This is a genomic window from uncultured Draconibacterium sp. (assembly GCF_913063105.1).
Taxonomy (GTDB): domain Bacteria; phylum Bacteroidota; class Bacteroidia; order Bacteroidales; family Prolixibacteraceae; genus Draconibacterium.
The window spans coordinates 60,188-81,632 of sequence record NZ_CAJXYQ010000015.1 but is presented as its reverse complement, the minus strand read 5'-3'; the positions used below and the strand labels follow the sequence as shown (position 1 = coordinate 81,632).

Below are 21,445 nucleotides of genomic sequence, written 5' to 3'. Positions count from 1 at the left end.
TTATTTTTTTTCTAATTGTTTTATACAAATCTTTAAACTATCGCGCCAATAAGGGATTTTCAAATTATAGGTATCTCTTATTTTCGACTTATTTAAAACGCTGTAAGCCGGACGTTTTGCCGGCGTTGGGAAATTTTCGGATAATACCGGGTTAACCGAACAAGCTACTTCTGAGAGTTCAAAAATTGCCTTTGCAAAATCATACCAACTTGCCACTCCTTCGTTTGAATAATGGTAAACTCCGGCAACAAATTTTTCGTTTGATACGATAGCTAAAATAGCTGCAGCCAAATCGGCAGCAAAAGTTGGCGAACCAACCTGGTCGTAAACAACGCCAAGTTCTTCGCGCTCTTTCCCCAGGCGGAGCATGGTTTTTACAAAATTATTTCCAAACGAAGAATACAACCAGGCAGTTCTAATTATTACCGATTCCGGATTTTCTACCATACAAAGTTGTTCTCCTTCAAGCTTTGTTTTTCCGTAACTACCATTTGGGCCTACTTCATCATTTTCGGAGTAAGGCAAATGGGCATCTCCGGCAAAAACATAATCGGTTGATACCTGAATCATTCGGGCATTATGCGCTTTTGAAATTTTCGCAAGAATCTGAGGAGCCAAAGCGTTAACCTTCCGTGCTGTTTCAACAGCTGTTTCGGCTTTGTCAACAGCTGTGTAGGCGGCACAATTAATTACGCAATCAAACTTATTGGTGCGAAAAGATTTTTCAACGGCCTCTTCATCGGTTATATCAAGGGTATCTACATCTGTAAAAATCAGTTTTACCCCCGGATATTTCGGTGCCAGTAACTTTATTTCGTTACCAAGCTGTCCGTAAGCACCTGTAACTAATACTTTCATTCTGGTTAAAAAACAAAATTTATTTGGGCACTGTCAAACGATGGGGCCTTCGTATCTTTTTCTGAAACAATACATTCTTCAGTACCCAATTGCCAGTTAATACCCAGTTTTTCATCAAACGGATTTATCGAACGTTCAGCATCCCGATTGTATACGTTATCGCATTTGTAGGTAAAAATAGCTGTTTCACTCAAAACAGAGAAGCCATGAGCAAAACCACGCGGAACATATAACTGTTTTTTATTATTCTCGTCAATTTTTAATCCAAACCACTTTCCAAAAGTTGGTGATCCCTGGCGCAAATCTACTGCCACATCGTACACACAGCCCTGCACCACTCTAACCAGTTTTGCCTGTGATGCTTCTCCCAGCTGATAGTGCAATCCGCGAACAACACCTTTTACCGAACGCGATTCGTTATCCTGAATAAAAGGTTTTACAATCCCTGCCTCCAGGTACCTGTCGCGCTGATAGGATTCAAAAAAATACCCTCTGTCATCTTCAAATACCCGTGGTTCGATAACAACCAAGCCGGGCAACCCTGTTTCAATAATCTTCATTCAATAGTATTTCAATAAACTTTTAAAATGTATGCGATTTTTTGTTGGCAATTTTAAGTAAATACTGACCGTATTGGTTTTTACTTAATGGTTGTGCCAAATCAATAAGCTGTTCTTTACTTATATATCCCTTTTTCCACGCAATTTCTTCAATACATGAAACTTTTAATCCCTGGCGTTGCTCTATGGTTGATATAAAATTTGATGCTTGTAATAAACTATCATGCGTACCGGTATCGAGCCAGGCAAAACCACGACTTAATAATTTTACATTCAATCTGTTTTCTTCAAGGTACAAACGATTTAAATCGGTAATTTCCAACTCGCCTCTTTTTGAAGGTTTTAAATTCTTTGCCTTTTGCACTACATCATTCGAATAAAAGTATAGCCCGGTAACCGCGTAGTTCGACTTAGGCACCTCGGGTTTTTCTTCAATGGTAATTACTTTTCCTTCTTCATCAAACTCCACAACGCCGTAGCGCTCCGGATCGGTTACATAATAACCAAAAACGATGGCTCCATCTTCCAATGTAGCTGCTTGTTCTAAAATTCCACGAAACTTATATCCGTAGAAAATATTATCTCCCAAAATCATACAAACATTGTCGTCGCCAATAAATTCTTCACCCAAAATAAATGCCTGTGCCAACCCATCGGGCGACGGCTGTATTTTATAGGCCAGTTTTAATCCCAACTGCGAACCATCGCCAAACAACTTCTCGTACAAACCGATATCTTCGGGAGTTGAGATAATCAAAATTTCGCGTATTCCTGCCAACATTAATACCGATAGCGGATAATAAATCATGGGTTTGTCGTAAACCGGAATGATTTGTTTCGAGATCGATCGAGTAATAGGGTAAAGACGCGTGCCTGATCCACCGGCTAAAATTATTCCTTTCATATTTTTATATTTAATTAATTATTGGGCACCCTGAGATTTTTAAAATATCAGGCAAAAAACCGCCTGAGAAATTCTGTCCAATATTTATTAGTTGTTGCAAGGTCTGTAAATGATTTGCGGATAAATTTATACATTTAAATTGTAGGCTTCAAAAATAATTAAAAGAAAGACGCTACACAATCAAAAGTAATCGCATTCCTATTTACATTGCCAGCTTCCCGTTTTTTTGTTTTTAATGGGCATCAATCTGTCTCTCTTTCAATAAAATAACACAAATCTTTTGTTTTAATTAATTTTAATACTAATTTTGCGCGCGCATTTTTAAACAAATATAAAGTCTAACTTATTAATTTAATTAGAATTACATGACTGAAGAGAAAAAAGAAAATCTTGAACAAGAAGTACAGGAAACTCCTGTTCAGGAAGAAAAACAAGAAGTTGTAGCAGAAGTTGCAACAGAAGAAACCACCGAAGCAAAAGCTGAAGAGGTTACTGAAGAAAAAACTGAAAAAGCCGTTGAAGTAAAAGCTGAAGAAGCTGAATTTGACTGGGACAGCCTTGAAGAAGGAAAAGACGCCTATTCTGCAAAAGAAAGAGGTGATTTAGAAGACCTTTACAACAACACTTTAAACACTGTTTCTGAAAAAGAAGTTTTGGAAGGAAGTGTTATTTCATTAAACAAACGCGAAGTTGTTGTTGACATAGGCTACAAATCAGACGGTATTGTAAGTTTGAACGAATTCCGCTACAATCCTGAATTGAAAGTAGGCGACAAAGTAGATGTTTACATCGAAAGTCTTGAAGATAAAAAAGGACAGATGATCCTTTCGCACAAAAAAGCACGTGCAACTCGTTCTTGGGAGCGTGTTAACGAGTCGCTTGAAAACGATGAAATCATCAAGGGATACATCAAGTGCCGCACAAAAGGTGGTATGATTGTGGACGTATTTGGTATTGAAGCATTCTTGCCAGGTTCGCAAATTGATGTTAAACCAATCCGCGATTACGATATTTACGTTGGTAAAACCATGGAATTCAAAGTGGTTAAAATCAACCACGAATACCGCAACGTTGTTGTTTCGCACAAAGCACTTATTGAAGCAGAGCTTGAACAACAGAAGAAAGATATTATTGCTAAGCTTGAAAAAGGTCAGGTACTGGAAGGAACCGTTAAAAACGTTACTTCATACGGTGTATTTATGGACCTTGGTGGTGTTGACGGATTAATTCACATTACCGACTTAAGCTGGGGACGTATTTCTCACCCAAGCGAGATCGTAGAATTAGATCAGAAATTGAATGTTGTAATTCTTGATTTCGATGATGACAAAAAACGTATCGCTCTTGGTCTGAAACAATTAACTCCTCACCCATGGGACAACCTGGATGCTGAGTTGAAAGTGGGCGACAAAGTAAAAGGAAAAGTAGTTGTTATTGCCGACTACGGTGCATTTGTTGAGATTGCTCCTGGAGTAGAAGGTTTGATCCACGTTTCAGAAATGAGCTGGAGCCAGCACCTGCGTAGCGCACAAGACTTCTTAAGCGTAGGCGACGAAGTAGAAGCTGCCATCCTTACTTTAGACCGCGACGAAAGAAAAATGTCACTTGGTATCAAACAGTTAAAAGAAGATCCTTGGGCAAAAATTGATACTGAATACGGTGTTGGAAGCAAGCATACTGCAAAAGTTCGCAACTTTACCAACTTTGGTGTATTTGTTGAAATTACTGAAGGTGTTGACGGCCTGATTCACATCTCAGACCTAAGCTGGACTAAGAAAATCAAGCATCCATCAGAATTTACTGCAATTGGTGAGCCAATCGAAGTAGTTGTTCTTGACATTGACAAAGACAACCGTCGTTTAAGCCTGGGTCACAAACAATTGGAAGAAAACCCATGGGATGTATTTGAAACTATTTTCACTGCCGATTCAATTCACGAAGGAACTGTGGTTGAATTGATGGACAAAGGTGCTGTAATTGCATTACCATACGGTGTTGAAGGTTTTGCAACGCCACGTCACCTGGTTAAAGAAGACGGTACTTCTGTAAAACAAGATGAAAAATTGGATTTCAAAGTAATCGAATTCAACAAGTCGGCAAAACGAATCATTGTTTCTCATTCTCGTATTTTCGAAGATGTAAAACGTGCAGCTGAAGGCGAACAACGTAAAACTCAGAAGAGTACTACAAAACGCGCAATGAAATCAGTTAGCGACAACATCGAAAAAACGACTCTTGGCGATATCAGCGAATTGGCTGCTTTGAAATCGCAAATGGAGAAAGAAGAGAAAAAAGACAAATAAGCACTTGGTGTATTTAATTTGAATTTCGTAAATTGAAGCATGGCATTCGAGATTCGAAAAAACGGGAAGTATACCTTAGTAAAGGTAAACGCCGACAGATTAGACACCAATAATGCACCCGACCTAAAATCGGAGCTGGTAGTTATAAATAACGATGGTGAAAAAAACATCATTCTTGATTTAAGCAGTGTAAATTATTGCGATTCGTCAGGATTACGATCAGTTTTAGTAGCCAACCGCTTATGTGAAGATGCAATTGGAACTTTTATCCTTTGCGGTTTGCAGCCCGATGTAGAAAACCTGGTACAAATTTCAATGCTTCATACCGTACTTTTAATTACCGGTACAGTTGAAGAGGCAGAGGAATTATTGACAAAGAAAGAAAATCTGTAAGCACAGAATGCCTTTCGAGTTAACCATACTAGGTAGTAACTCAGCGTTACCAACTTCAAACAGATATCCAACTGCCCAGGTACTTGAAGTACCTGGGCGTTGTTTTTTAATTGATTGTGGCGAAGGTACCCAAATGCAATTGCGCAGAAACAAATTCAGTTTCAGCAAAATACAGCATATCTTTATTTCTCACCTGCATGGCGATCATTATTACGGCTTAATTGGCCTGCTTTCAACCATGAATTTGCTGGGTGTAAAAACCGATGTCCACATTTATGCCCCGTCCGAACTAAAGGAGCTCATCAAACCCCAGCTTGATTTTATCAGGGGAGAAATGAGCATAAATCTCATTTTTCATCCGCTAAATCAGAAAAAACCAGCTACCATTTTTGAGAACAAAACTATCGAGGTAATTTCATTTCCGGTAAAACACAGCATACCTACACTAGGTTTTTTGTTTAAAGAAAAACAGAAACCTGCCAATATAAAGAAGGAAATGATTGCTTATTACAATATTCCGCTGGCGAAAATTAAAGCAATTAAAGCAGGTAACGATTTTATCACAAACGAGGGAGAAGTAATTCCTAATGAAAGACTAACCACACCTCCACCCCGCCCCAAATCATACGCTTTTTGCACCGATACCGCCTTTCATCCCCCGCTGTCCGAAATCCTTCAGCATGTTGATTTGCTTTACCACGAGGCTACCTTTTTGGAAGAATTAAAAGATTTAGCTGCCAAGACTTTACACTCCACCGCTCGACAAGCAGCAGAAATGGCACAATTATGCAAGGCATCAAAACTGCTGATTGGGCATTTTTCAAGCCGATTTAAAAATCTGGAGTACTTTAAAACTGAAGCTCAGGAAGTGTTTGCAAATACAGAGTTGGCATTGGAAGGCAAAAAATATATTATCTAAATTCTTCTTCGCCGTTAAAAAATCCTTTATCAAAATTTACCAGGTATAACTTTTCCGTTGGCCGGGTAAATGCAGTATACAACCACCTGTAGTATTCAGTGTTCAGCATATCCTCGGTTAAATATCCATGATCTATAAATACCGCTTTCCATTGACCTCCCTGGGCTTTATGGCAGGTTAAAGCATAAGCATATTTTACTTGCAAGGCATTAAAATAGGGGTTCTCCTTTATCTTTTTCCAACGCTCCTTTTTATTCCTGATTTCCATATAGTCTTCGGCAACCGCATGAAATAGCTCGGTGTTTTTTTCATACGAAAATGACGCAGTCTCAATACTCAGCGTTTCTAAAAATATCTTACAATCCAGCTCAACATCTTCATAATCAACAAAACGCAGGCAAACATCAGCAAATCGAAAGCCATACAGTTCTTCGTAGCCATAGATGGAAATAATTTCTGCAATATCTCCGTTGGCAATAAAATCAAGCTTAGTGTCTTCGTCGGGCCAGAAATAATTATTCTTTACCACCATTAACAAATCACCCCGTTCAATCTCGTTTTCTTTGTATAAAATAGAACCTCTTATTCCTTTATTAAAAAGGTTTGCACGTTTGTTTGACCGGGTTACAACCGTAGTATCAAAAAATCCATATTTATCGTAACACGATGAAATCGTTTCAATTAGCTCGCCTCCGGAAATCCTTTCAACATCATCAAAGTCACTCGTTTCAATCGGAAAGAACCCTTCAAAATGCTGCTCGGCTATAATGTTTCGCATTTGCGTAGCATTTGATAAAACCCCCGAACCCGCAGCCTGTCGCACCACTTCTTTTAGTTCCTCTTCAATAACGGTAAAACCATATTGCTCGAGACTGAACACCTCCAGTGCCGGACTTACACTTAACCCAACAGGCGGTAACTGGGCTGTGTCTCCCACCAAAACCAGGTGGCAGTTTTCTCCGGAGTACACGTATTCCAATAAATCATCGAGTAGACGACCACTACCAAAAACTGCATTTTCGTTCAATTCGTTCGAAATCATGGAAGCCTCATCAACAATGAAATAGGTATTTTTATATAAATTTTTATTTAACACAAAACGCCCCATTCCATCAGCCGACGATTGTTGCCTGTAAATTTTTTTATGAATGGTAAATGCAGGCATTCCGGAGTATCCGGCCATAACTTTTGCAGCCCTACCCGTTGGAGCCATCAAAACGGAACGAATTTTGAGCGAAAGTAAACATTGTGTCAAGGCGTGTATCATTGTTGTTTTTCCGGTACCGGCATAACCTTTTATCAACATTATGCAATCGGGTTCGGCAGCAACGATAAACGAAGCAAGACTTTCAACCAGCCGGGCCTGGCATGTAGTTGGTTGAAAACCCAGTTTTTCAGATAATAACGCTTTTAAATGTTTTTTAATCATACCGGCTAAAATAACATTAGGTAAAAGAAGCTAGTTTATTTTTTTTTTTAAATTTGCAGGCAAACGAAAAATGAACTTATAAAAAAATAAAAATGAGAACCGTAATTCAGATTGTACTATTCCTCGTAGCCGTTGTGCTAACATATTTTATCTATCAAAGTATTCAGCGCCCTATCACTTTCGAGAAAGCAAAAGATGCGCGTTACGAAGCAACAGTTGCAAAGTTAAAAGATATTAGAAAAGCGCAATTGGCCTACAAAGATGTTTATGGTCAGTTTACCGGCAGTTGGGATACATTAATTCACTTCGTTACAACCGACTCGGTAAGAAATGTAAGAGCAATTGGCGAACTTACTGATAGTATGATTGAAGCCAAAATAACCGAGAAGAAGGCAATTGAAATGGGGCTTATTATTCGTGACACAATTAAAGTTGGTGTAATTGATGCACTTTTTGGTGGCGATTATGATGCCAATAGCCTGCGTTACGTTCCGGTACCCGGAGAAACAACTGAATTTCACCTGGGAGCAACAATTATTACAACTGGATCAGGCATTAAAGTACCTGTATTTGAGGCGAAAGCACACAACAATACCGTTCTTAGAGGTCTCGACCAACAACTTGTAATCAACTTAAATGATCAGCGTAGAACAAATGAAAAGTATCCTGGGTTAAAAGTTGGTTCGCTTGTTGAAACAAACAATAATGCAGGTAACTGGGAATAGAACATGCATGAATTTGTAGACGAAATTTTTCAACCGGAAAATTCCACTGAAAATATATTATCCATTCAGGTTAGCCTGAATGGATTTTCTTTTTCTGTTATTTACCCAACACAAAAAAAACTACTCTACTTTAAAACAAACGAGCAAAAGATAAGTAGCGAAGCATTGCTGTATCGGCATTTTGAGTCGTGGTTCACCGCAGAATCCTTATTGCAACAATCGTATAAAAACGTATTTATTATTTATCATGCTGAAAAAAGCATGCTGGTACCGGATCAGTTGAAACCCGGCAAAGCTATTCATAAGCTCGAAGCCTTATTTTTTGATGCTAACCCTAAATCTATTTGGGTAAACAATTCAATCAATCAATTTGGTGCCCACTTATATTTTTCTGTTCCTGAAGAATTTAGCAAAGTAGTTGATAAACTATTGCCCACTGCGCAATTTATACATCCGGTAAAATGGATTTCTGAGCGGGTATTTACTGCGGATAACCGGGAAAAAATGTTTCTGCTGTTTGAAACCAACCAATTTACACTACTTCTTTTTGAGAAAACGCAACTAAAGCTGGTAAATAATTTTACGTTTAAGCACCCTAACGATGTTATTTTCTATGTTTTAAGCAGCATAAAACAATTCGGCATAAATAAGGCTGAGCTCGATATGCACTTCGCAGGCAACCTTTACACGTATTCCGGCCTCGAGCAGCTTTTATACAAACATTTTCCGGGTGCGAGTAAAATAGCACCTAAAACTCTTGTGCCGCCTTCTATTACTGAAGAACAGGTTTTAAAAAACATTAGCTTATTTTTATAGTTGAAATGAGAATTATTGGAGGAATATTTAAAGGAAGGCATTTTCATCCGGGCAAAAAATTTAAAGCCCGGCCAACAACCGATATTGCCAAAGAAGGCTTGTTTAATATTCTTGCCAACCGCTATGATCTTTCGAATAAGAACATTCTTGACTTGTTTTCGGGTACCGGTAGTGTAGCTTACGAATTTTTAAGCAGGGGCTGTCAATCGGCTACGCTGGTTGAAAACAACTTTTCGCATTATCGGTTTATTGTATCTGTTTTAAACGATTTACACGTTGAAAATGCGAGGGTATTTAAAGCTGATGTTTTCAAATATGTACAAAAGTCAAGCGAAGCATACCAAATTATTTTTGCTGATCCGCCGTTTGACCTTGCGCGTTTTTCGGAAGTTCCGGATGCCGTTTTAAACAGTAAAGCACTGGCAACCAACGGACTGTTTATTCTTGAACACCCAAAAGAATTCGATTTTACGAGCCACCCTTGTTTTAAAGAGCTCCGAAAATACGGCAAAGTAAACTTCAGCTTTTTTGAGCCCATTGAAGTTCCTGATGCCACTCAGGAATAACACCTTATTTTGCCTGAGACCGACATTAAACCATAAAAAAAGCCCTTCTCTGCCGAACAGAAAAGAGCTTTACAAAAACCATATAAAATTTAATTATTCTGTTTTTCGCTTGATTCCACATCCCAATGGTTTGGTCTCGGTAACGGCAATCTGGCTATTGCTTCCTAAACTGTTCAAAGCGTCTTTCAGATACGATTTCTCAACTTTGTCGGCACTTTTATAGTTGTCATCAATTGCCCCTTTGTAGGCCAGTTTAAAGTCACCGTCAAACAAAAACACATGTGGTGTGGTTTGTCCGCCAAATGCATTGGCAATTTTACTACCCTTATCAACCACGTAACTAAAGGTATACCCCTGCTCCTTAGCTTTTTTCTTCATTGCTTCAAAACTGTCGTCGCCATCGCGTTTCAGGCAGTTTGAGTTTAACACAATCATCCCGACGTCGTTACTATCTGCCCATTTTTTAACGGCGTTGTAGCGATCTTCCCAGGCCACAACAAACGGACAGGTATTGCACGAGAACAGCACCAGTAAACCATTTTCTTTTTTTGCATCATTCAACGAAAGTTCTTTTCCTGATACGTCGGGCATTTTAACCTCAGTTAAAACTGCCTTGTCGCCAATAGCCAATTGTTTAAAATCTCCGGCAAATGCCAAATTCACAACGAATAAAATTCCAATAAATAAAGTTAACTTTTTCATGACTAATTATTTAAATACTGTTTTGTCTTTATATACCTCAAAAACAAGGGATTTAATAAATGGTTCAAGGAGTAAACAAATAAGTGCGCCGGTGGTTATTTCATAAATAATTTAACAACGAATAAAACGATTACCATTTACATATGGAATTAAACAAAATCAGGAGAGAATATCGTTATTCAGCTTTGACCAGAAAAAATGCCACGGCACATCCAGCTGACCAATTTCGTATATGGCTAAATGAGGCAAGGCAAGCTAATGTTAATGATTTTTCTGCCATGAACTTAATCACCTGCTCTCCCGGAGAATTCCCGCAGTCGCGCATTGTTTTGCTAAAAGATTATAATAAAGACGGCTTTACATTTTTTAGCAATTACACCAGTGCAAAAGCAAAGGCGATGGAATTAAACAATAAGGTTGGGCTGCATTTTTTTTGGCCGGAACTGGAACGGCAAATTAGAATTGAAGGACTGGCCGAAAAAACCCCCCGACAGGTTTCGGAAGATTATTTTAAATCGCGTCCACTGGATAGCCAGATTGCAGCATGTGCCTCAAGTCAGAGTTCGGAAATTGACTCAAGAGAAACGCTTGAAAAACAATACCAGAAAGTAAAGGATTTGTTGGCCGGACAAGCTCCTGAATGTCCGGAAAACTGGGGCGGTTATTTTGTTCGAGCTGTTAGAATTGAATTTTGGCAGGGGCGCGAAAACCGTTTGCACGACCGTTTGGTTTATGTGCACAATGAAAACGGCTGGAAAATCAAACGTTTATCACCATAAGCACCGGGCACTAAAAGTCGAGATTTAAAGTGCGTTTTAACAAGGCCAGGTTTGGGTTTTTCTTCGCCATTTCCTGGTATTTTTCGATGTCAGAATAAATAATCTTTTCGTGTTTAATATCCGTAACTACCGTTTTCAGGTTGATTTTTGAATTACGCAGTTCTTTTCGCAAAAACGATATCAGCTCCGGCTTAACACTTACCAGCAGTTCATCCTGTATTCGGTTATCAACGGGTAAAAGTAAGGTCCAGTCTTCTTGTATTTCTGGCAGGGTAGATAAGGTAGCTTTTAAACTCGGGCGATCATCAAGTCGTGGTAAAAAGGCATTCCACTTTTCTGTTAGCTGATCTTGATCAAATGGTTCAATTTCATCAGCTTTTGAATAGAGTTTAAACTGTTCTTTTGCCGACAATTGTTTTTGCTCGTCTTCAAATTCGCCTTTTAAGGCCTTTTTTATCGAAGTGGTTCCGAGTCCACGCCCCCCTCGTTTTACAAGGCGTTTTGGGGGTGCTGTTTGTTGTATTGATGGAGCCGGGTTGGGGCTACTGCTTTTTACCGGAGTTTTCTGTACTGCATTTTCAGTATTCACCGGAGCGTTTGTATCCGTTAAAACCTTTCCCGAAAAAATGGGTTCAAGAATATCTTCCTGATCTTCAGCTATTTTTTTTTTAAGGTTAGCTGTGCTATCCGTATTAATGCGAGCTCAATAAGCAGGCGTTTATTCTGACTTGTTTTGTATTGTATATCGCAGGTATTTGCAATTTGCATGGCATCCAGTAAAAAATCGGTATTGGCAGCTGCTGCCTGTGTGCGATACCGTTCTTTAATGTCTCCTCCAACTTCCAATAATTGAATGGTAACCGCATCTTTACAAACCAGTAAATCTCTGAAATGACTGCTTAAACCGGTTATAAAATGATGGCCATCGAAACCATGATTCAGAATATCATTAAAAATTACCAACACCTCGGTTACATTATTCTTCAGAAACTCGTCAACTAAACGGAAATAGTAGTCGTAATCCAGTACATTCAGGTTGGTAATAACATCCTGGTAGGTAATTGATTTGCCCGAAAAGCTAACAATCTGATCAAAAATTGAGAGGGCATCACGCATCGCTCCATCTGCTTTCTGAGCAATAACATTCAGCCCTTCAGCTTCAAAGGCAACACCTTCATTTTTTGCCACATATTCCAAATGCTCCGAAATGTCAGAAACGCCTATCCTGTTAAAATCAAAAATCTGGCATCGCGACAAAATGGTTGGAATAATTTTATGCTTTTCGGTAGTTGCCAAAATAAAAATGGCATGTTTTGGCGGTTCTTCCAGCGTTTTCAAAAAAGCATTAAAGGCCTGGCTCGATAGCATATGAACCTCATCGATAATGTATACGCTGTATTTGCCCATTTGTGGAGGAACCCGAACCTGGTCGGTTAGATTACGAATATCATCAACCGAATTATTTGAAGCCGCATCAAGTTCATGAATATTAAACGAACGGCTGCTGTTAAACGAGGTACACGACTCGCATTTGTTGCATGCTTCTGTTTCGGCGGTAAGATTCGTACAATTTATTGTTTTGGCAAAAATGCGCGCACAGGTAGTTTTTCCGACACCACGCGGACCACAAAATAAATAGGCATGTGCCAATTGATTGCTTTTAATCGCATTTTTAAGGGTGTTGGTAATCGATGCCTGCGCAACAACAGTCTCAAATGAGTCGGGTCGGTATTTTCGTGCTGATACAATAAAGTTCTCCATAATCTGCCTCAGAAGTTGACCAAAGATAATTAAATATGGCTTTTTTGCATGGTTTTTTTATTAACATCAATTGTGGTATTTTTAAAACCGTTTGATTGTGAAAAGATTACTATTTATGAAAACCTGTATCTTTTTGATTTTCTTTTTCTGCATTACTTCGGTTACAGCCCAGAATAAGACCTTACATAACTTTTCGGCGCTGACACTTGATGGCGACACCTTGCACTTTTCAAGTTTTGCCGGCAAAAAATTATTGCTCGTCAACACGGCTTCAGAATGCATGTTTACGCCTCAATATACCAAACTTCAGAAACTTTATGAAGAATATGGGCGAAACAACTTTGAAGTTATTGCTTTTCCGTGTAACGACTTTGGGAAACAGGAACCCGGCAACAACCAAAAAATAAAGGAATTTTGTGCCCAATATAACGTTAGCTTTACCGTTATGGCGAAAATTTCGATTAAAGGAGAAGCAATACATCCGGTATATCGGTGGCTAACCTTAAGAACAGAAAATGGCGTGCTCGATGCAAAGGTTAGGTGGAATTTCCAAAAATTTCTGGTTGATGAAAACGGGAAATTAGTTAATAGCTTTGGCCCTTCGGTTAGTCCGCTAAACCCAAAAATAATTGAATGGATTACCGATTAGTGCTTTTTGTTGAAAAATTTTCCGGGAGCCTGTGTTTTTGTAGGAACTTTGCCATGGATGTTTCCTCCACGCCATTCTACACGGTTTTTAGGCTTACTAAAAGTAATTTTTTTAGCATCCTTTTTTTTAAATTCCTGCCTAAAATATTCAACAGAATACAAGGGAATAAAAACCACAAAAAACACGACGAGTCCGCCCACTAAAAAGGGTTTCGTATTTTTTTCGGTAAAAAGATGAATAAACAAGGCTACGAGTTCAAAAAACAAAACTCCGGGACCTGAAACATAAAGCACTATTTTCTTCAAATTTTCCATACCAATTTACGATGTTGCTGCCGAAGTAGCCGCAACGCTAACTGCCACCGACGCTGCTATTGCCTGAGAAGCGGTTATGGCATCGGCAACGGCTCCCGATACCCGGTTTTCAAGCATTAACTTTTTAAGTTGCTGCTTTGCCTGTTTCCGTTTTTTTCTATCGCTGAATAAGCGGTGCAGTATCCCTGCCGGTTCAATAAACGACAAAAAAATCAAGTCTTCTTCCGCCGAACTTCCTTTAAAAATATCGTTTTCAATTTTGCGCTCCAGTTTAAATAAATATTGCTTGTTGGTAGCTACCGGTGTTTTCCATTTAAAAAACAAAAAGCGCCGTGACTCCATTTTTATCAGGTGCTGATTAACCAAACCGCTTTGCACTTCTTCTCGTATCTGTTTTAACGAGAAATAAAACTTATTAATCCAGGTGCCAATTTTACGAGGCGATTTTGCCTTGCTCATTTTTTGCAGTAAAAAACGGTGTAGCTGATTATCGGAGGAGGTGGTGCGCACAATAATTCGTTTTTCATCGAAGCTAATTTTCTTTTCGAGATACAACTCCATAAAAAGTGTACCTAAAAGTACATAATCCATAGCTGTATACGAACGCGAACTTATACCTCCTTTTCCGGGGTTTATTCCCAATAAATATATTTTTTGAGACAAAGGAATTGGTCTATCCATCCTGATTTTGATTTTTTCTTACTTAATTCGTACCAAAATACAACTAAAGTTACAAATAAGAATTATGAATAAAGGTTTTGCGAGTGATAATAACTCCGGAGTACATCCGCAAATACTGAAGGCGATGGAAAATGCCAACACCGGGCACGTTGTTGGCTATGGCGACGACCCGTATACCCAAAAAGCTATTTCAGTTTTTAAAAATAAGTTTGGCCAAAACACCGGGGTATTTTTTGTTTTTAACGGAACTGGGGCGAATGTGTTGGGGCTTGCAACAGTTACCCACAGTTTTAACTCGGTAATTTGTGCCGAAACCGCCCATATTCAGGAAGACGAGTGTGGAGCACCCGAAAAATTTACAGGCTGCAAACTCATTCCGGTTGAACCAGTAAACGGAAAAGTAACACCCGAAGCGGTACTACCCCATTTAAAAGGTTTTGATTTTGAGCACCATTCGCAAGCCAAGGTAATTTCTATTTCGCAGGTTACTGAAATGGGAACAGTATACACGCCCGATGAAATTAAAGCACTGGCAGAACTGGCGCACAAACATCAGATGTATCTGCACATGGACGGTGCCCGAATTGCCAATGCAGCGGTTGCATTAAATATGGATTTTAAAGAATTTACCGTTGATTGTGGTGTTGACATACTATCGTTTGGAGGTACAAAAAACGGCATGATGATGGGCGAAGCGGTTCTGTTCTTTAATACTGAGTTGACAAAGCAAACCAAATACCTGCGCAAGCAAAGTATGCAGCTGTTTTCTAAAATGCGTTTTGTTGGTGCGCAGTTTGTGGCCTATTTCGAAAACGACCTATGGAAAAAAAGTGCTTTGCATGCAAACAAAATGGCAAAACTATTAGAAGCTGAAGTGGCAAAAATTCCGGCAATAAAAATTACACAACCTGTATCGGCAAATGGGGTATTTGCAATAGTGCCAAAAGAAATAATAGAACCCCTGCAGCAACAATTTTTCTTTTATGTTTGGGATGAAATAAAATCGGAAGTACGCTGGATGACTTCGTTTGATACCACGGAAGAGGAGATTACTACGTTTGCTGCTTTAATAAAGCAACTAATTAAAGAAAGGTTATAATCTGGAATTTTTAATAAACCAGCTAAAACAACAATTTACAGCGACCAACGTAAGATTTACCGAAAACTTTTCGCTGCTTTTGCCTTTTTATTACTTATTTGAATCTCAATTAGTGTAGCACAATGGCATTATTTCGGTATTATCCTAGCAACCCCAAAAATCTCGATATGGAGGTAGAGAAGAAAATATTCTTTCACAGCCTCTTGTTTCCGGCCATTTTTGTATTGCTTTTATGGATAGTTAAAATCATCGAACAAACTGCAGGATTGAGTTTTGTTAAATTTGGTATTTATCCGCGGCATGTAAACGGATTGCAGGGCATTCTGTTCTCCCCTTTTATTCATTCCGATTTTAGCCACCTTATTTCCAATTCGTTACCTTTTTTTATTCTGGGATTTATGCTCGTTTACTTTTACCGGCGCATATCGTACCGCATTTTTTTTCTACTGTATATTTTATCGGGCATCAGCACCTGGTTTATGGGGCGCGAAGCCTGGCATATTGGCGCCAGTGGTGTGGTTTATGCACTGGCAGCTTTTCATTTTGTTAGCGGAATTATACGGTCTGATGTGCGTTTACTCACCCTTTCGGTAGTTGTGGTTTTTCTTTACGGCGGCCTGGTTTGGGGCTTGTTGCCCATCCGGCCCGAAATTTCGTGGGAAGGTCATCTGTCGGGAGCAATTTTTGGCGTAGCACTGGCCTTTTATTACCGAAAATACATCATCCGGCGCGAGAAATTCGACTGGGAAGATGAACCTGATGAGGAGGAAGTAGATGATTTTACAACCGACACCGGAGAAATTGCCTTCTCCGAACCAAGCTCAACTCGTGATGAAGATGATAGAATCAATTTTTAGACAAATTTCATTGAATGAATAAAAGATATCCTCGATTATAGCTTTATAAATAAGTTAAGAGAAATCCTTTTGTCACCCCAAATCCTCTAAATCAGCTTTATCCACAGCTGGCCTCCTTCACATTAAAATAACTTTCTCCATTTGCATTATTTTCTGAGCCGAGATTCAAAAAAAGGTGTAATTTTGCAGCGAAATTTATACGAAGTTCATTAAAAATGATTAGCAGAAGGATTATCCGCACAAAGGTTCTACAAGTATTGTACGCCTACTACTCCACCGACGAGAAATCGATTAACAACACCGAGAAAGAACTTTTCTTTTGTATTCACAAAGCTTACGACCTTTACCACTACCTGTTTTCACTGGTAACCGAAATTGCGGATTACGCAGAAGGACGCATCGAAATCAGACGTAACAAACATCAGCCAACCCACGAGGATTTGCATCCGAATACCAAGTTCATTTCCAATCAGCTTATTCAGCAACTGCGCAACAACAGGCAACTTGAGGCTTACCTCGACCAGAAAAAGCTGAACTGGAAAGACCATCCAGAGCTGATTAAGGAGTTGTACCTGATGATGATTGAATCGGACATTTACAAAGAATATATGGCCGACAAAACCCGCTCTTATCTTAACGACCGGAAGTTTATTGAAAAGCTTTTTAATAAAATCATCCTTGTTTCTGAAGACTTGTACATTCTTTTGGAAGAAAAAAGCATTTACTGGAACGATGATGTGGAGTTTGTAATTTCAATGATTGTAAAAACACTGAAACGCTTTAACGAACTTTCAGACTCCGACCAATCGTTAATGCCTTTATACAAAGACCAGGAAGACAGAGACTTTACCAAAGAACTCCTGCGAAAATCCATCATTAACCACGAAGAATTACGAACACTAATTCGCGAACACTCGCGCAACTGGGATGTAGAACGTATTGCTTTTATGGATATCCTTATAATGCAACTGGCCATTACTGAGTTCCTGTATTTCCCTACCATTCCAACCAAGGTTTCGTTAAACGAATACATCGAATTATCGAAGTTTTACAGTACCGAGAAGAGCCGCAATTTTATTAACGGAATCCTCGATAAAACATTAAAAGATTTAAAACGAACCGAGAAAATTAATAAAGAAGGACGCGGTCTGATTGGCGAATAATGTACAAATTTGTTGTAATAGCGGTTCTGATGTTTTTTGTTTCGTGCGAAGCAGAAAAACAGAAGGATAGCGCAAAAAAAGTTAGCAACACCAACAACTTAACCGAAATTAGCATTGAAAAACCAATGCATGATTTTGGCCAACTTACAGCAGGCGAAATTGTGTTACACACTTTTATACTGCACAATACCGGCAAAAACAATTTTATTTTAGCTGAGCTGGTTAGCGATTGCGGCTGTATTACGGCACAAGCAAAACAACAGGTAATAAAACCTGGTGCCAACACCATAGTTGAGGTTGAATTTAACACCGCCGGCCTTGCCGGAAAAGAATACAAAACAATTGAAGTACATGGAAATAGCAAAGAATTAAAACATTTAGCTATTTTTGCCGAGGTTAAAAACGAATTTATTGATATTAAATACTAAAAATTATAGTCATGTTGAATTCTATTTTATTAATGATGCAACCACAAGACGGCTCAGAAGGAAACCCATTAATGAGCTTTCTTCCGCTGTTACTGATTATTGTGGTTTTTTACTTTTTTATGATTCGCCCGCAGGTAAAACGCCAGAAAGAAACACGTAAGTTCCGCGAAAGTCTGCAAAAAGGCGACAAAGTAGTTACAACCGGTGGCATTTATGGCAAAATTGCCAAAATCGAAGAAACCTCTATCCAGCTTGAAATAGCAAAAGATGTTGTTATTAAAGTAGATAAAAACGGTATTGTAAAAGATATGAGCGACGTTCAGCCTCAGAAATAAACGCTTTACCGTATATGAAAAAAAGGCTTGCAATTCATAAATTGCAAGCCTTTTTTATTTCTTCAGACTTCGGTCTCCCGACTTCTAACTTCTGACTTTCTTACACATTAAACCTAAAGTGCATAATATCGCCATCGTGCACCACGTACTCTTTCCCTTCAATCGCCATTTTTCCTGCTTCTTTACAAGCCAGCTCCGAGCCCAGGCTTACAAAATCGTTATATTTAATAACCTCTGCACGAATAAAGCCTTTTTCAAAATCAGAATGAATTACACCGGCTGCCTGTGGTGCTTTACTTCCTTTTCGGTAAGTCCACGCTCTAACTTCTTTTTCGCCGGCGGTAAAATAGGTTTCTAATTGTAAAAGTTTATAGGCCGATTTTATAAGCTTGCTTACGCCTGGTTCATCAAGTCCAAGGTCGTCAAGAAACATCTGACGTTCTTCATAATCATCCAACTCCGAAATATCGGCTTCAGTTGCTGCTGCAATCATCAGCATTTCAGCATTTTCATCCTGAATAGCCGCTTTTACAGCCTCCACGTGTTTGTTTCCTTTTAACACCGCGGGCTCATCAACATTACAAACGTATAAAATCGGTTTGTTGGTTAACAGCTGCAAACCATTTACTGCTGCTTCGTCTGCCGGGTCTACTTCAACTGTACGTGCCGATTTTCCTGCCATCAGCACCTCTTTATAGCCCGAAAGTATTCGGTACATTCGTTTGGCCTCGGGATCATTACCGGTTCGTGCCTGTTTTTCAACCTTGGCAATTCGACTTTCAACTGTTTCAAGATCTTTTAACTGTAACTCAATATCTATAGTCTCTTTATCGCGTACCGGATTAATTGTTTCATCAACGTGTGTAATGTTTTCATTTTCAAAACATCTCAACACATGAATGATGGCATCGGTTTCCCGAATATTTCCCAAAAATTTATTCCCTAAACCTTCGCCCTTACTTGCACCTCTCACCAAACCGGCAATATCAACAATTTCAACAGTTGTTGGAACCACTCTTTGAGGTTTTACCAGTTCTTCAAGTTTTGATAAACGTTCGTCGGGCACCGTAATTACTCCCAGGTTGGGTTCTATTGTACAAAAGGGAAAGTTAGCCGATTGTGCTTTGGCGTTCGACAAACAATTAAACAATGTAGATTTACCCACATTTGGCAAACCAACTATACCACATTTTAAAGCCATTTTACTTATTTAAAAATTGCGGTGCAAAGGTAATTTTTTTTTACTATTTCTAATTTAGTTAAACGGGCAATACTTTTAAGCTTATTGTATAGTTTACAGCCTATTCGTTAGTTTTTTTAATTTCAGTAATTACCTTTGCACAAACTTTTAACTCATGATACTAAAACACCTATCAATCGACTGTGTAATTTTTGGTTTTAAGGACAACAAACTGTGTGTTCTGTTATGGCAATCGGATAGTGATGTTGCTAAACGCTTTTTTAGCGAAAAAGACAATTACGATAACGTAGAAGTGCTTTTTACCGAAAACCCAATGCACACCCAACAAAACTACTGGGGATTAATTGGCACTCATTTACCTGAAGAAGAAGATATTGACGAGTATGCCCGTTTTATACTCTCGAAAAGTACCGGGCTTGATAAAGTGTACCTGAAACAGGTAAAAACATTTGGGAAGGTTGACCGCGTGCCATACATGCGCGTATTAACTACAGCATATTACGCCATTATAAATCCCGAGTATCATGACATGAAGCAATCGGAAATGGCTAGAGTAATTAACTGGTTTGAAATTGATAAACTGCCGAAATTACTTTTTGATCATAAAAAGATTATTGAAGCAGCTCTGAAAAAATTGCGCGACGAAGTAAAGTACCATCCGGTGGGCTTTCATATGCTTCCCGAAAAATTTACCTTAACCGAGCTGCAAACCTTATACGAAGTTATTCTGGACACCGAACTCGACACCCGAAATTTCAGAAAGAAAATCCAGAATATGGGTTTATTGGTTGATACCGGCGAGAAACAAACCAATGTTGCACATCGGGCAGCCAAACTTTATTCGTTTGATGTTGAAGTATACGATAAATTAAAAGAAGAAGGATTAAACTTCAGAATCTAAAATTATTTTAAACCTTTAACGGCAATTGTGGTCTGACTGATACAAAATGCAGGATATCGATAAACATATTATTGCCGGTTTAAAGGACAAAAACAAGCGCGACCTTGCTTTTCATCAACTGGTATCCACTTACCAGGAACGTTTGTATTGGCACATCCGAAAAATTGTGTTGAATCACGACGACACGGATGACGTACTTCAAAATACCTTCTTAAAAGTATGGAAGAGCATCGATAATTTCAGAGAAGAATCGAGTTTGTTTACCTGGTTGTACCGCATTGCCACCAATGAATCGATTACATTCATTAACTCAAAAAAGAAAAAGAGTTTTATGCAAATGAACGAGGTGAGCGAGTTTTTAATGGACAACCTCGAATCGGACCCATACTTTGAAGGAGACGAAATTCAGTTAAAACTTCAAAAAGCCATACTAACCTTACCCGAAAAGCAACGAATTGTTTTTAACATGAAATATTACGATGACCTTAAATATGATGATATGGCGCAGATTCTCGACACTTCGGTGGGCGCATTAAAAGCCTCTTATCATCATGCAGCTAAAAAAATAGAACACTATTTAAAAAGTACCGATTAACGGTTTGTTTTTAAACCTTTTAATTAAAAATGAGTCAATAGATAAAAATGCCACAATGGAAGAATTTAAAAAAATAGCACCAGAATTATCGAAAATAAAAAAGGAGAACGCTTTTGGCACTCCTCCGCATTATTTCGATGATTTTTCTGCCCGATTACAAATGAAAATTGAAGCAGAAAAGCAAGTGGCTGAGAAAAAGGAATTTAAAATTATAAACATTTTAAAACCTGCTTTAGGCCTGGCTGCCAGTTTTGCCATTATTTTTATGCTGGTTTATATTCCGGTAAAAACATTTATGCCACAGCAGGCAGTTGTCGGAAACCTGGCATCAAACGAATATTCGGATAATGAATTTGAAACCATATTGGAAGAACTCGATGAAAACTCTTTCTTTGCATTGCTCGAAAATGGCGATGAAGAAGAGAGCTTTAGCGATGAAGAACTTATAGCATATGTAAGCAGCAATTTTAGCTCGTACGAAATTTTTGAATACACCGAAAAGTAGCA

26 protein-coding genes are annotated in these 21,445 nt (G+C 38.7%); 16 read left to right on the top strand and 10 right to left on the bottom strand.

Annotated elements, in window-relative coordinates:
• The 3 genes from rfbD to rfbA are packed head-to-tail and all read right to left on the bottom strand — an operon-like array spanning position 1 to position 2,322.
• Positions 1–858, bottom strand: a complete 858-nt coding sequence (gene rfbD / locus QZ574_RS14335) for a dTDP-4-dehydrorhamnose reductase (RefSeq protein WP_297090698.1) — start codon at positions 856–858, stop codon at positions 1–3.
• 5 nt (positions 859–863) lie between these two features.
• Positions 864–1,418, bottom strand: coding sequence for a dTDP-4-dehydrorhamnose 3,5-epimerase (rfbC, locus tag QZ574_RS14330; protein WP_297090696.1), 555 nt, complete (start codon positions 1,416–1,418; stop codon positions 864–866).
• Between the two features lie 22 nt (positions 1,419–1,440).
• Entirely contained in the window at positions 1,441–2,322 is an 882-nt protein-coding gene (gene rfbA, locus QZ574_RS14325; RefSeq protein WP_297090694.1) for a glucose-1-phosphate thymidylyltransferase RfbA, read from the bottom strand.
• A gap of 365 nt (positions 2,323–2,687) precedes the next feature.
• On the opposite strand from rfbA, the gene rpsA reads away from it, so the two are divergent.
• Genes rpsA through QZ574_RS14310 form a run of 3 tightly spaced genes read left to right on the top strand, consistent with a single transcriptional unit; the run spans position 2,688 to position 5,937 of the window.
• The gene (gene rpsA, locus QZ574_RS14320; RefSeq protein ID WP_297090692.1) at positions 2,688–4,625 is read left to right on the top strand and encodes a 30S ribosomal protein S1; all 1,938 of its coding nucleotides are present in this window, start codon (positions 2,688–2,690) and stop codon (positions 4,623–4,625) included.
• 39 nt (positions 4,626–4,664) lie between these two features.
• Positions 4,665–5,018: an STAS domain-containing protein gene (locus tag QZ574_RS14315; protein ID WP_297090690.1), complete on the top strand. Its 354-nt coding sequence runs from the start codon at positions 4,665–4,667 to the stop codon at positions 5,016–5,018.
• Between the two features lie 7 nt (positions 5,019–5,025).
• Entirely contained in the window at positions 5,026–5,937 is a 912-nt protein-coding gene (locus QZ574_RS14310; RefSeq protein WP_297090688.1) for a ribonuclease Z, read from the top strand.
• Here QZ574_RS14310 and QZ574_RS14305 read toward each other — a convergent pair.
• Positions 5,930–7,366, bottom strand: a complete 1,437-nt coding sequence (locus tag QZ574_RS14305; RefSeq protein ID WP_297090686.1) for an AAA family ATPase — start codon at positions 7,364–7,366, stop codon at positions 5,930–5,932. The genes QZ574_RS14310 and QZ574_RS14305 overlap by 8 nt on opposite strands.
• A gap of 92 nt (positions 7,367–7,458) precedes the next feature.
• Here QZ574_RS14305 and QZ574_RS14300 point away from each other — a divergent pair, with 92 nt between their 5' ends.
• The 3 genes from QZ574_RS14300 to QZ574_RS14290 are packed head-to-tail and all read left to right on the top strand — an operon-like array spanning position 7,459 to position 9,473.
• Positions 7,459–8,091, top strand: coding sequence for a hypothetical protein (locus QZ574_RS14300; RefSeq protein ID WP_297090684.1), 633 nt, complete (start codon positions 7,459–7,461; stop codon positions 8,089–8,091).
• A 3-nt stretch (positions 8,092–8,094) separates the two neighbouring features.
• Positions 8,095–8,907, top strand: a complete 813-nt coding sequence (locus tag QZ574_RS14295; RefSeq protein ID WP_297090682.1) for a DUF3822 family protein — start codon at positions 8,095–8,097, stop codon at positions 8,905–8,907.
• Between the two features lie 5 nt (positions 8,908–8,912).
• The gene (locus QZ574_RS14290) at positions 8,913–9,473 is read left to right on the top strand and encodes an RsmD family RNA methyltransferase (protein WP_297090680.1); all 561 of its coding nucleotides are present in this window, start codon (positions 8,913–8,915) and stop codon (positions 9,471–9,473) included.
• Positions 9,474–9,566: 93 nt separating this feature from the next.
• Here the strand turns inward: QZ574_RS14290 and QZ574_RS14285 are convergent, their stop codons facing one another.
• On the bottom strand, positions 9,567–10,175 hold the full coding sequence (locus QZ574_RS14285; protein ID WP_297090678.1) for a thioredoxin family protein: 609 nt from the start codon (positions 10,173–10,175) through the stop codon (positions 9,567–9,569).
• A gap of 143 nt (positions 10,176–10,318) precedes the next feature.
• Here QZ574_RS14285 and pdxH point away from each other — a divergent pair, with 143 nt between their 5' ends.
• Complete coding sequence (pdxH, locus tag QZ574_RS14280; RefSeq protein WP_297090675.1) at positions 10,319–10,954, top strand: pyridoxamine 5'-phosphate oxidase; 636 nt, start codon at positions 10,319–10,321, stop codon at positions 10,952–10,954.
• 10 nt (positions 10,955–10,964) lie between these two features.
• On the opposite strand, the gene QZ574_RS14275 is transcribed toward pdxH, so the two are convergent.
• Positions 10,965–11,543, bottom strand: coding sequence for a hypothetical protein (locus tag QZ574_RS14275; protein WP_297090673.1), 579 nt, complete (start codon positions 11,541–11,543; stop codon positions 10,965–10,967).
• Between the two features lie 68 nt (positions 11,544–11,611).
• Positions 11,612–12,715 (bottom strand): DNA polymerase III subunit gamma/tau, encoded by a 1,104-nt coding sequence (locus tag QZ574_RS14270; RefSeq protein ID WP_297090671.1) that lies wholly within the window; start codon positions 12,713–12,715, stop codon positions 11,612–11,614.
• A 97-nt stretch (positions 12,716–12,812) separates the two neighbouring features.
• Between QZ574_RS14270 and QZ574_RS14265 the strand changes: the two genes are divergently transcribed.
• The gene (locus QZ574_RS14265; protein ID WP_297090669.1) at positions 12,813–13,364 is read left to right on the top strand and encodes a glutathione peroxidase; all 552 of its coding nucleotides are present in this window, start codon (positions 12,813–12,815) and stop codon (positions 13,362–13,364) included.
• Here the strand turns inward: QZ574_RS14265 and QZ574_RS14260 are convergent.
• The gene (locus tag QZ574_RS14260) at positions 13,361–13,678 is read right to left on the bottom strand and encodes a hypothetical protein (protein ID WP_297090666.1); all 318 of its coding nucleotides are present in this window, start codon (positions 13,676–13,678) and stop codon (positions 13,361–13,363) included. The two genes, QZ574_RS14265 and QZ574_RS14260, sit on opposite strands and share 4 nt — an antisense overlap.
• Positions 13,679–13,684: 6 nt before the next feature.
• Positions 13,685–14,359 (bottom strand): GPP34 family phosphoprotein, encoded by a 675-nt coding sequence (locus QZ574_RS14255; protein ID WP_297090664.1) that lies wholly within the window; start codon positions 14,357–14,359, stop codon positions 13,685–13,687.
• A 64-nt stretch (positions 14,360–14,423) separates the two neighbouring features.
• Between QZ574_RS14255 and QZ574_RS14250 the strand changes: the two genes are divergently transcribed.
• From QZ574_RS14250 to yajC, 5 genes are all read left to right on the top strand, one after another.
• The gene (locus QZ574_RS14250) at positions 14,424–15,458 is read left to right on the top strand and encodes a low specificity L-threonine aldolase (RefSeq protein WP_297090662.1); all 1,035 of its coding nucleotides are present in this window, start codon (positions 14,424–14,426) and stop codon (positions 15,456–15,458) included.
• Positions 15,459–15,625: 167 nt separating this feature from the next.
• The gene (locus tag QZ574_RS14245) at positions 15,626–16,315 is read left to right on the top strand and encodes a rhomboid family intramembrane serine protease (RefSeq protein WP_297090660.1); all 690 of its coding nucleotides are present in this window, start codon (positions 15,626–15,628) and stop codon (positions 16,313–16,315) included.
• A gap of 215 nt (positions 16,316–16,530) precedes the next feature.
• On the top strand, positions 16,531–17,478 hold the full coding sequence (gene nusB, locus QZ574_RS14240; RefSeq protein WP_297090658.1) for a transcription antitermination factor NusB: 948 nt from the start codon (positions 16,531–16,533) through the stop codon (positions 17,476–17,478).
• The gene (locus tag QZ574_RS14235) at positions 17,478–17,906 is read left to right on the top strand and encodes a DUF1573 domain-containing protein (RefSeq protein ID WP_297090656.1); all 429 of its coding nucleotides are present in this window, start codon (positions 17,478–17,480) and stop codon (positions 17,904–17,906) included. The genes nusB and QZ574_RS14235 overlap by 1 nt, the downstream gene beginning before the upstream one ends.
• Before the next feature lie 11 nt (positions 17,907–17,917).
• On the top strand, positions 17,918–18,241 hold the full coding sequence (yajC, locus tag QZ574_RS14230) for a preprotein translocase subunit YajC (RefSeq protein WP_297090654.1): 324 nt from the start codon (positions 17,918–17,920) through the stop codon (positions 18,239–18,241).
• Between the two features lie 100 nt (positions 18,242–18,341).
• Here the strand turns inward: yajC and ychF are convergent, their stop codons facing one another.
• Positions 18,342–19,442 (bottom strand): redox-regulated ATPase YchF, encoded by a 1,101-nt coding sequence (ychF, locus tag QZ574_RS14225; protein ID WP_297090652.1) that lies wholly within the window; start codon positions 19,440–19,442, stop codon positions 18,342–18,344.
• 154 nt (positions 19,443–19,596) lie between these two features.
• Here ychF and QZ574_RS14220 point away from each other — a divergent pair, with 154 nt between their 5' ends.
• The 3 genes from QZ574_RS14220 to QZ574_RS14210 are packed head-to-tail and all read left to right on the top strand — an operon-like array spanning position 19,597 to position 21,443.
• Complete coding sequence (locus QZ574_RS14220; protein WP_297090649.1) at positions 19,597–20,343, top strand: hypothetical protein; 747 nt, start codon at positions 19,597–19,599, stop codon at positions 20,341–20,343.
• Between the two features lie 46 nt (positions 20,344–20,389).
• Positions 20,390–20,938: an RNA polymerase sigma factor gene (locus QZ574_RS14215; RefSeq protein ID WP_297090647.1), complete on the top strand. Its 549-nt coding sequence runs from the start codon at positions 20,390–20,392 to the stop codon at positions 20,936–20,938.
• Between the two features lie 55 nt (positions 20,939–20,993).
• Positions 20,994–21,443, top strand: coding sequence for a hypothetical protein (locus QZ574_RS14210; RefSeq protein ID WP_297090645.1), 450 nt, complete (start codon positions 20,994–20,996; stop codon positions 21,441–21,443).
• Positions 21,444–21,445 lie beyond the last annotated feature (2 nt).

Coding starts and splice junctions, on each gene's coding strand:
- QZ574_RS14295 (WP_297090682.1), top strand. CDS start 8,095: ATGCATGAATTTGTAGACGAAATTTTTCAACCGGAAAATTCCACTGAA.
- rpsA (WP_297090692.1), top strand. CDS start 2,688: ATGACTGAAGAGAAAAAAGAAAATCTTGAACAAGAAGTACAGGAAACT.
- QZ574_RS14290 (WP_297090680.1), top strand. CDS start 8,913: ATGAGAATTATTGGAGGAATATTTAAAGGAAGGCATTTTCATCCGGGC.
- rfbD (WP_297090698.1), bottom strand. CDS start 858: ATGAAAGTATTAGTTACAGGTGCTTACGGACAGCTTGGTAACGAAATA.
- QZ574_RS14245 (WP_297090660.1), top strand. CDS start 15,626: ATGGAGGTAGAGAAGAAAATATTCTTTCACAGCCTCTTGTTTCCGGCC.
- nusB (WP_297090658.1), top strand. CDS start 16,531: ATGATTAGCAGAAGGATTATCCGCACAAAGGTTCTACAAGTATTGTAC.
- QZ574_RS14310 (WP_297090688.1), top strand. CDS start 5,026: ATGCCTTTCGAGTTAACCATACTAGGTAGTAACTCAGCGTTACCAACT.
- QZ574_RS14235 (WP_297090656.1), top strand. CDS start 17,478: ATGTACAAATTTGTTGTAATAGCGGTTCTGATGTTTTTTGTTTCGTGC.
- QZ574_RS14260 (WP_297090666.1), bottom strand. CDS start 13,678: ATGGAAAATTTGAAGAAAATAGTGCTTTATGTTTCAGGTCCCGGAGTT.
- QZ574_RS14220 (WP_297090649.1), top strand. CDS start 19,597: ATGATACTAAAACACCTATCAATCGACTGTGTAATTTTTGGTTTTAAG.
- QZ574_RS14300 (WP_297090684.1), top strand. CDS start 7,459: ATGAGAACCGTAATTCAGATTGTACTATTCCTCGTAGCCGTTGTGCTA.
- QZ574_RS14315 (WP_297090690.1), top strand. CDS start 4,665: ATGGCATTCGAGATTCGAAAAAACGGGAAGTATACCTTAGTAAAGGTA.
- QZ574_RS14305 (WP_297090686.1), bottom strand. CDS start 7,366: ATGATTAAAAAACATTTAAAAGCGTTATTATCTGAAAAACTGGGTTTT.
- QZ574_RS14285 (WP_297090678.1), bottom strand. CDS start 10,175: ATGAAAAAGTTAACTTTATTTATTGGAATTTTATTCGTTGTGAATTTG.
- pdxH (WP_297090675.1), top strand. CDS start 10,319: ATGGAATTAAACAAAATCAGGAGAGAATATCGTTATTCAGCTTTGACC.
- QZ574_RS14270 (WP_297090671.1), bottom strand. CDS start 12,715: ATGGAGAACTTTATTGTATCAGCACGAAAATACCGACCCGACTCATTT.
- QZ574_RS14250 (WP_297090662.1), top strand. CDS start 14,424: ATGAATAAAGGTTTTGCGAGTGATAATAACTCCGGAGTACATCCGCAA.
- rfbA (WP_297090694.1), bottom strand. CDS start 2,322: ATGAAAGGAATAATTTTAGCCGGTGGATCAGGCACGCGTCTTTACCCT.
- yajC (WP_297090654.1), top strand. CDS start 17,918: ATGTTGAATTCTATTTTATTAATGATGCAACCACAAGACGGCTCAGAA.
- QZ574_RS14255 (WP_297090664.1), bottom strand. CDS start 14,359: ATGGATAGACCAATTCCTTTGTCTCAAAAAATATATTTATTGGGAATA.
- QZ574_RS14210 (WP_297090645.1), top strand. CDS start 20,994: ATGGAAGAATTTAAAAAAATAGCACCAGAATTATCGAAAATAAAAAAG.
- QZ574_RS14215 (WP_297090647.1), top strand. CDS start 20,390: ATGCAGGATATCGATAAACATATTATTGCCGGTTTAAAGGACAAAAAC.
- ychF (WP_297090652.1), bottom strand. CDS start 19,442: ATGGCTTTAAAATGTGGTATAGTTGGTTTGCCAAATGTGGGTAAATCT.
- rfbC (WP_297090696.1), bottom strand. CDS start 1,418: ATGAAGATTATTGAAACAGGGTTGCCCGGCTTGGTTGTTATCGAACCA.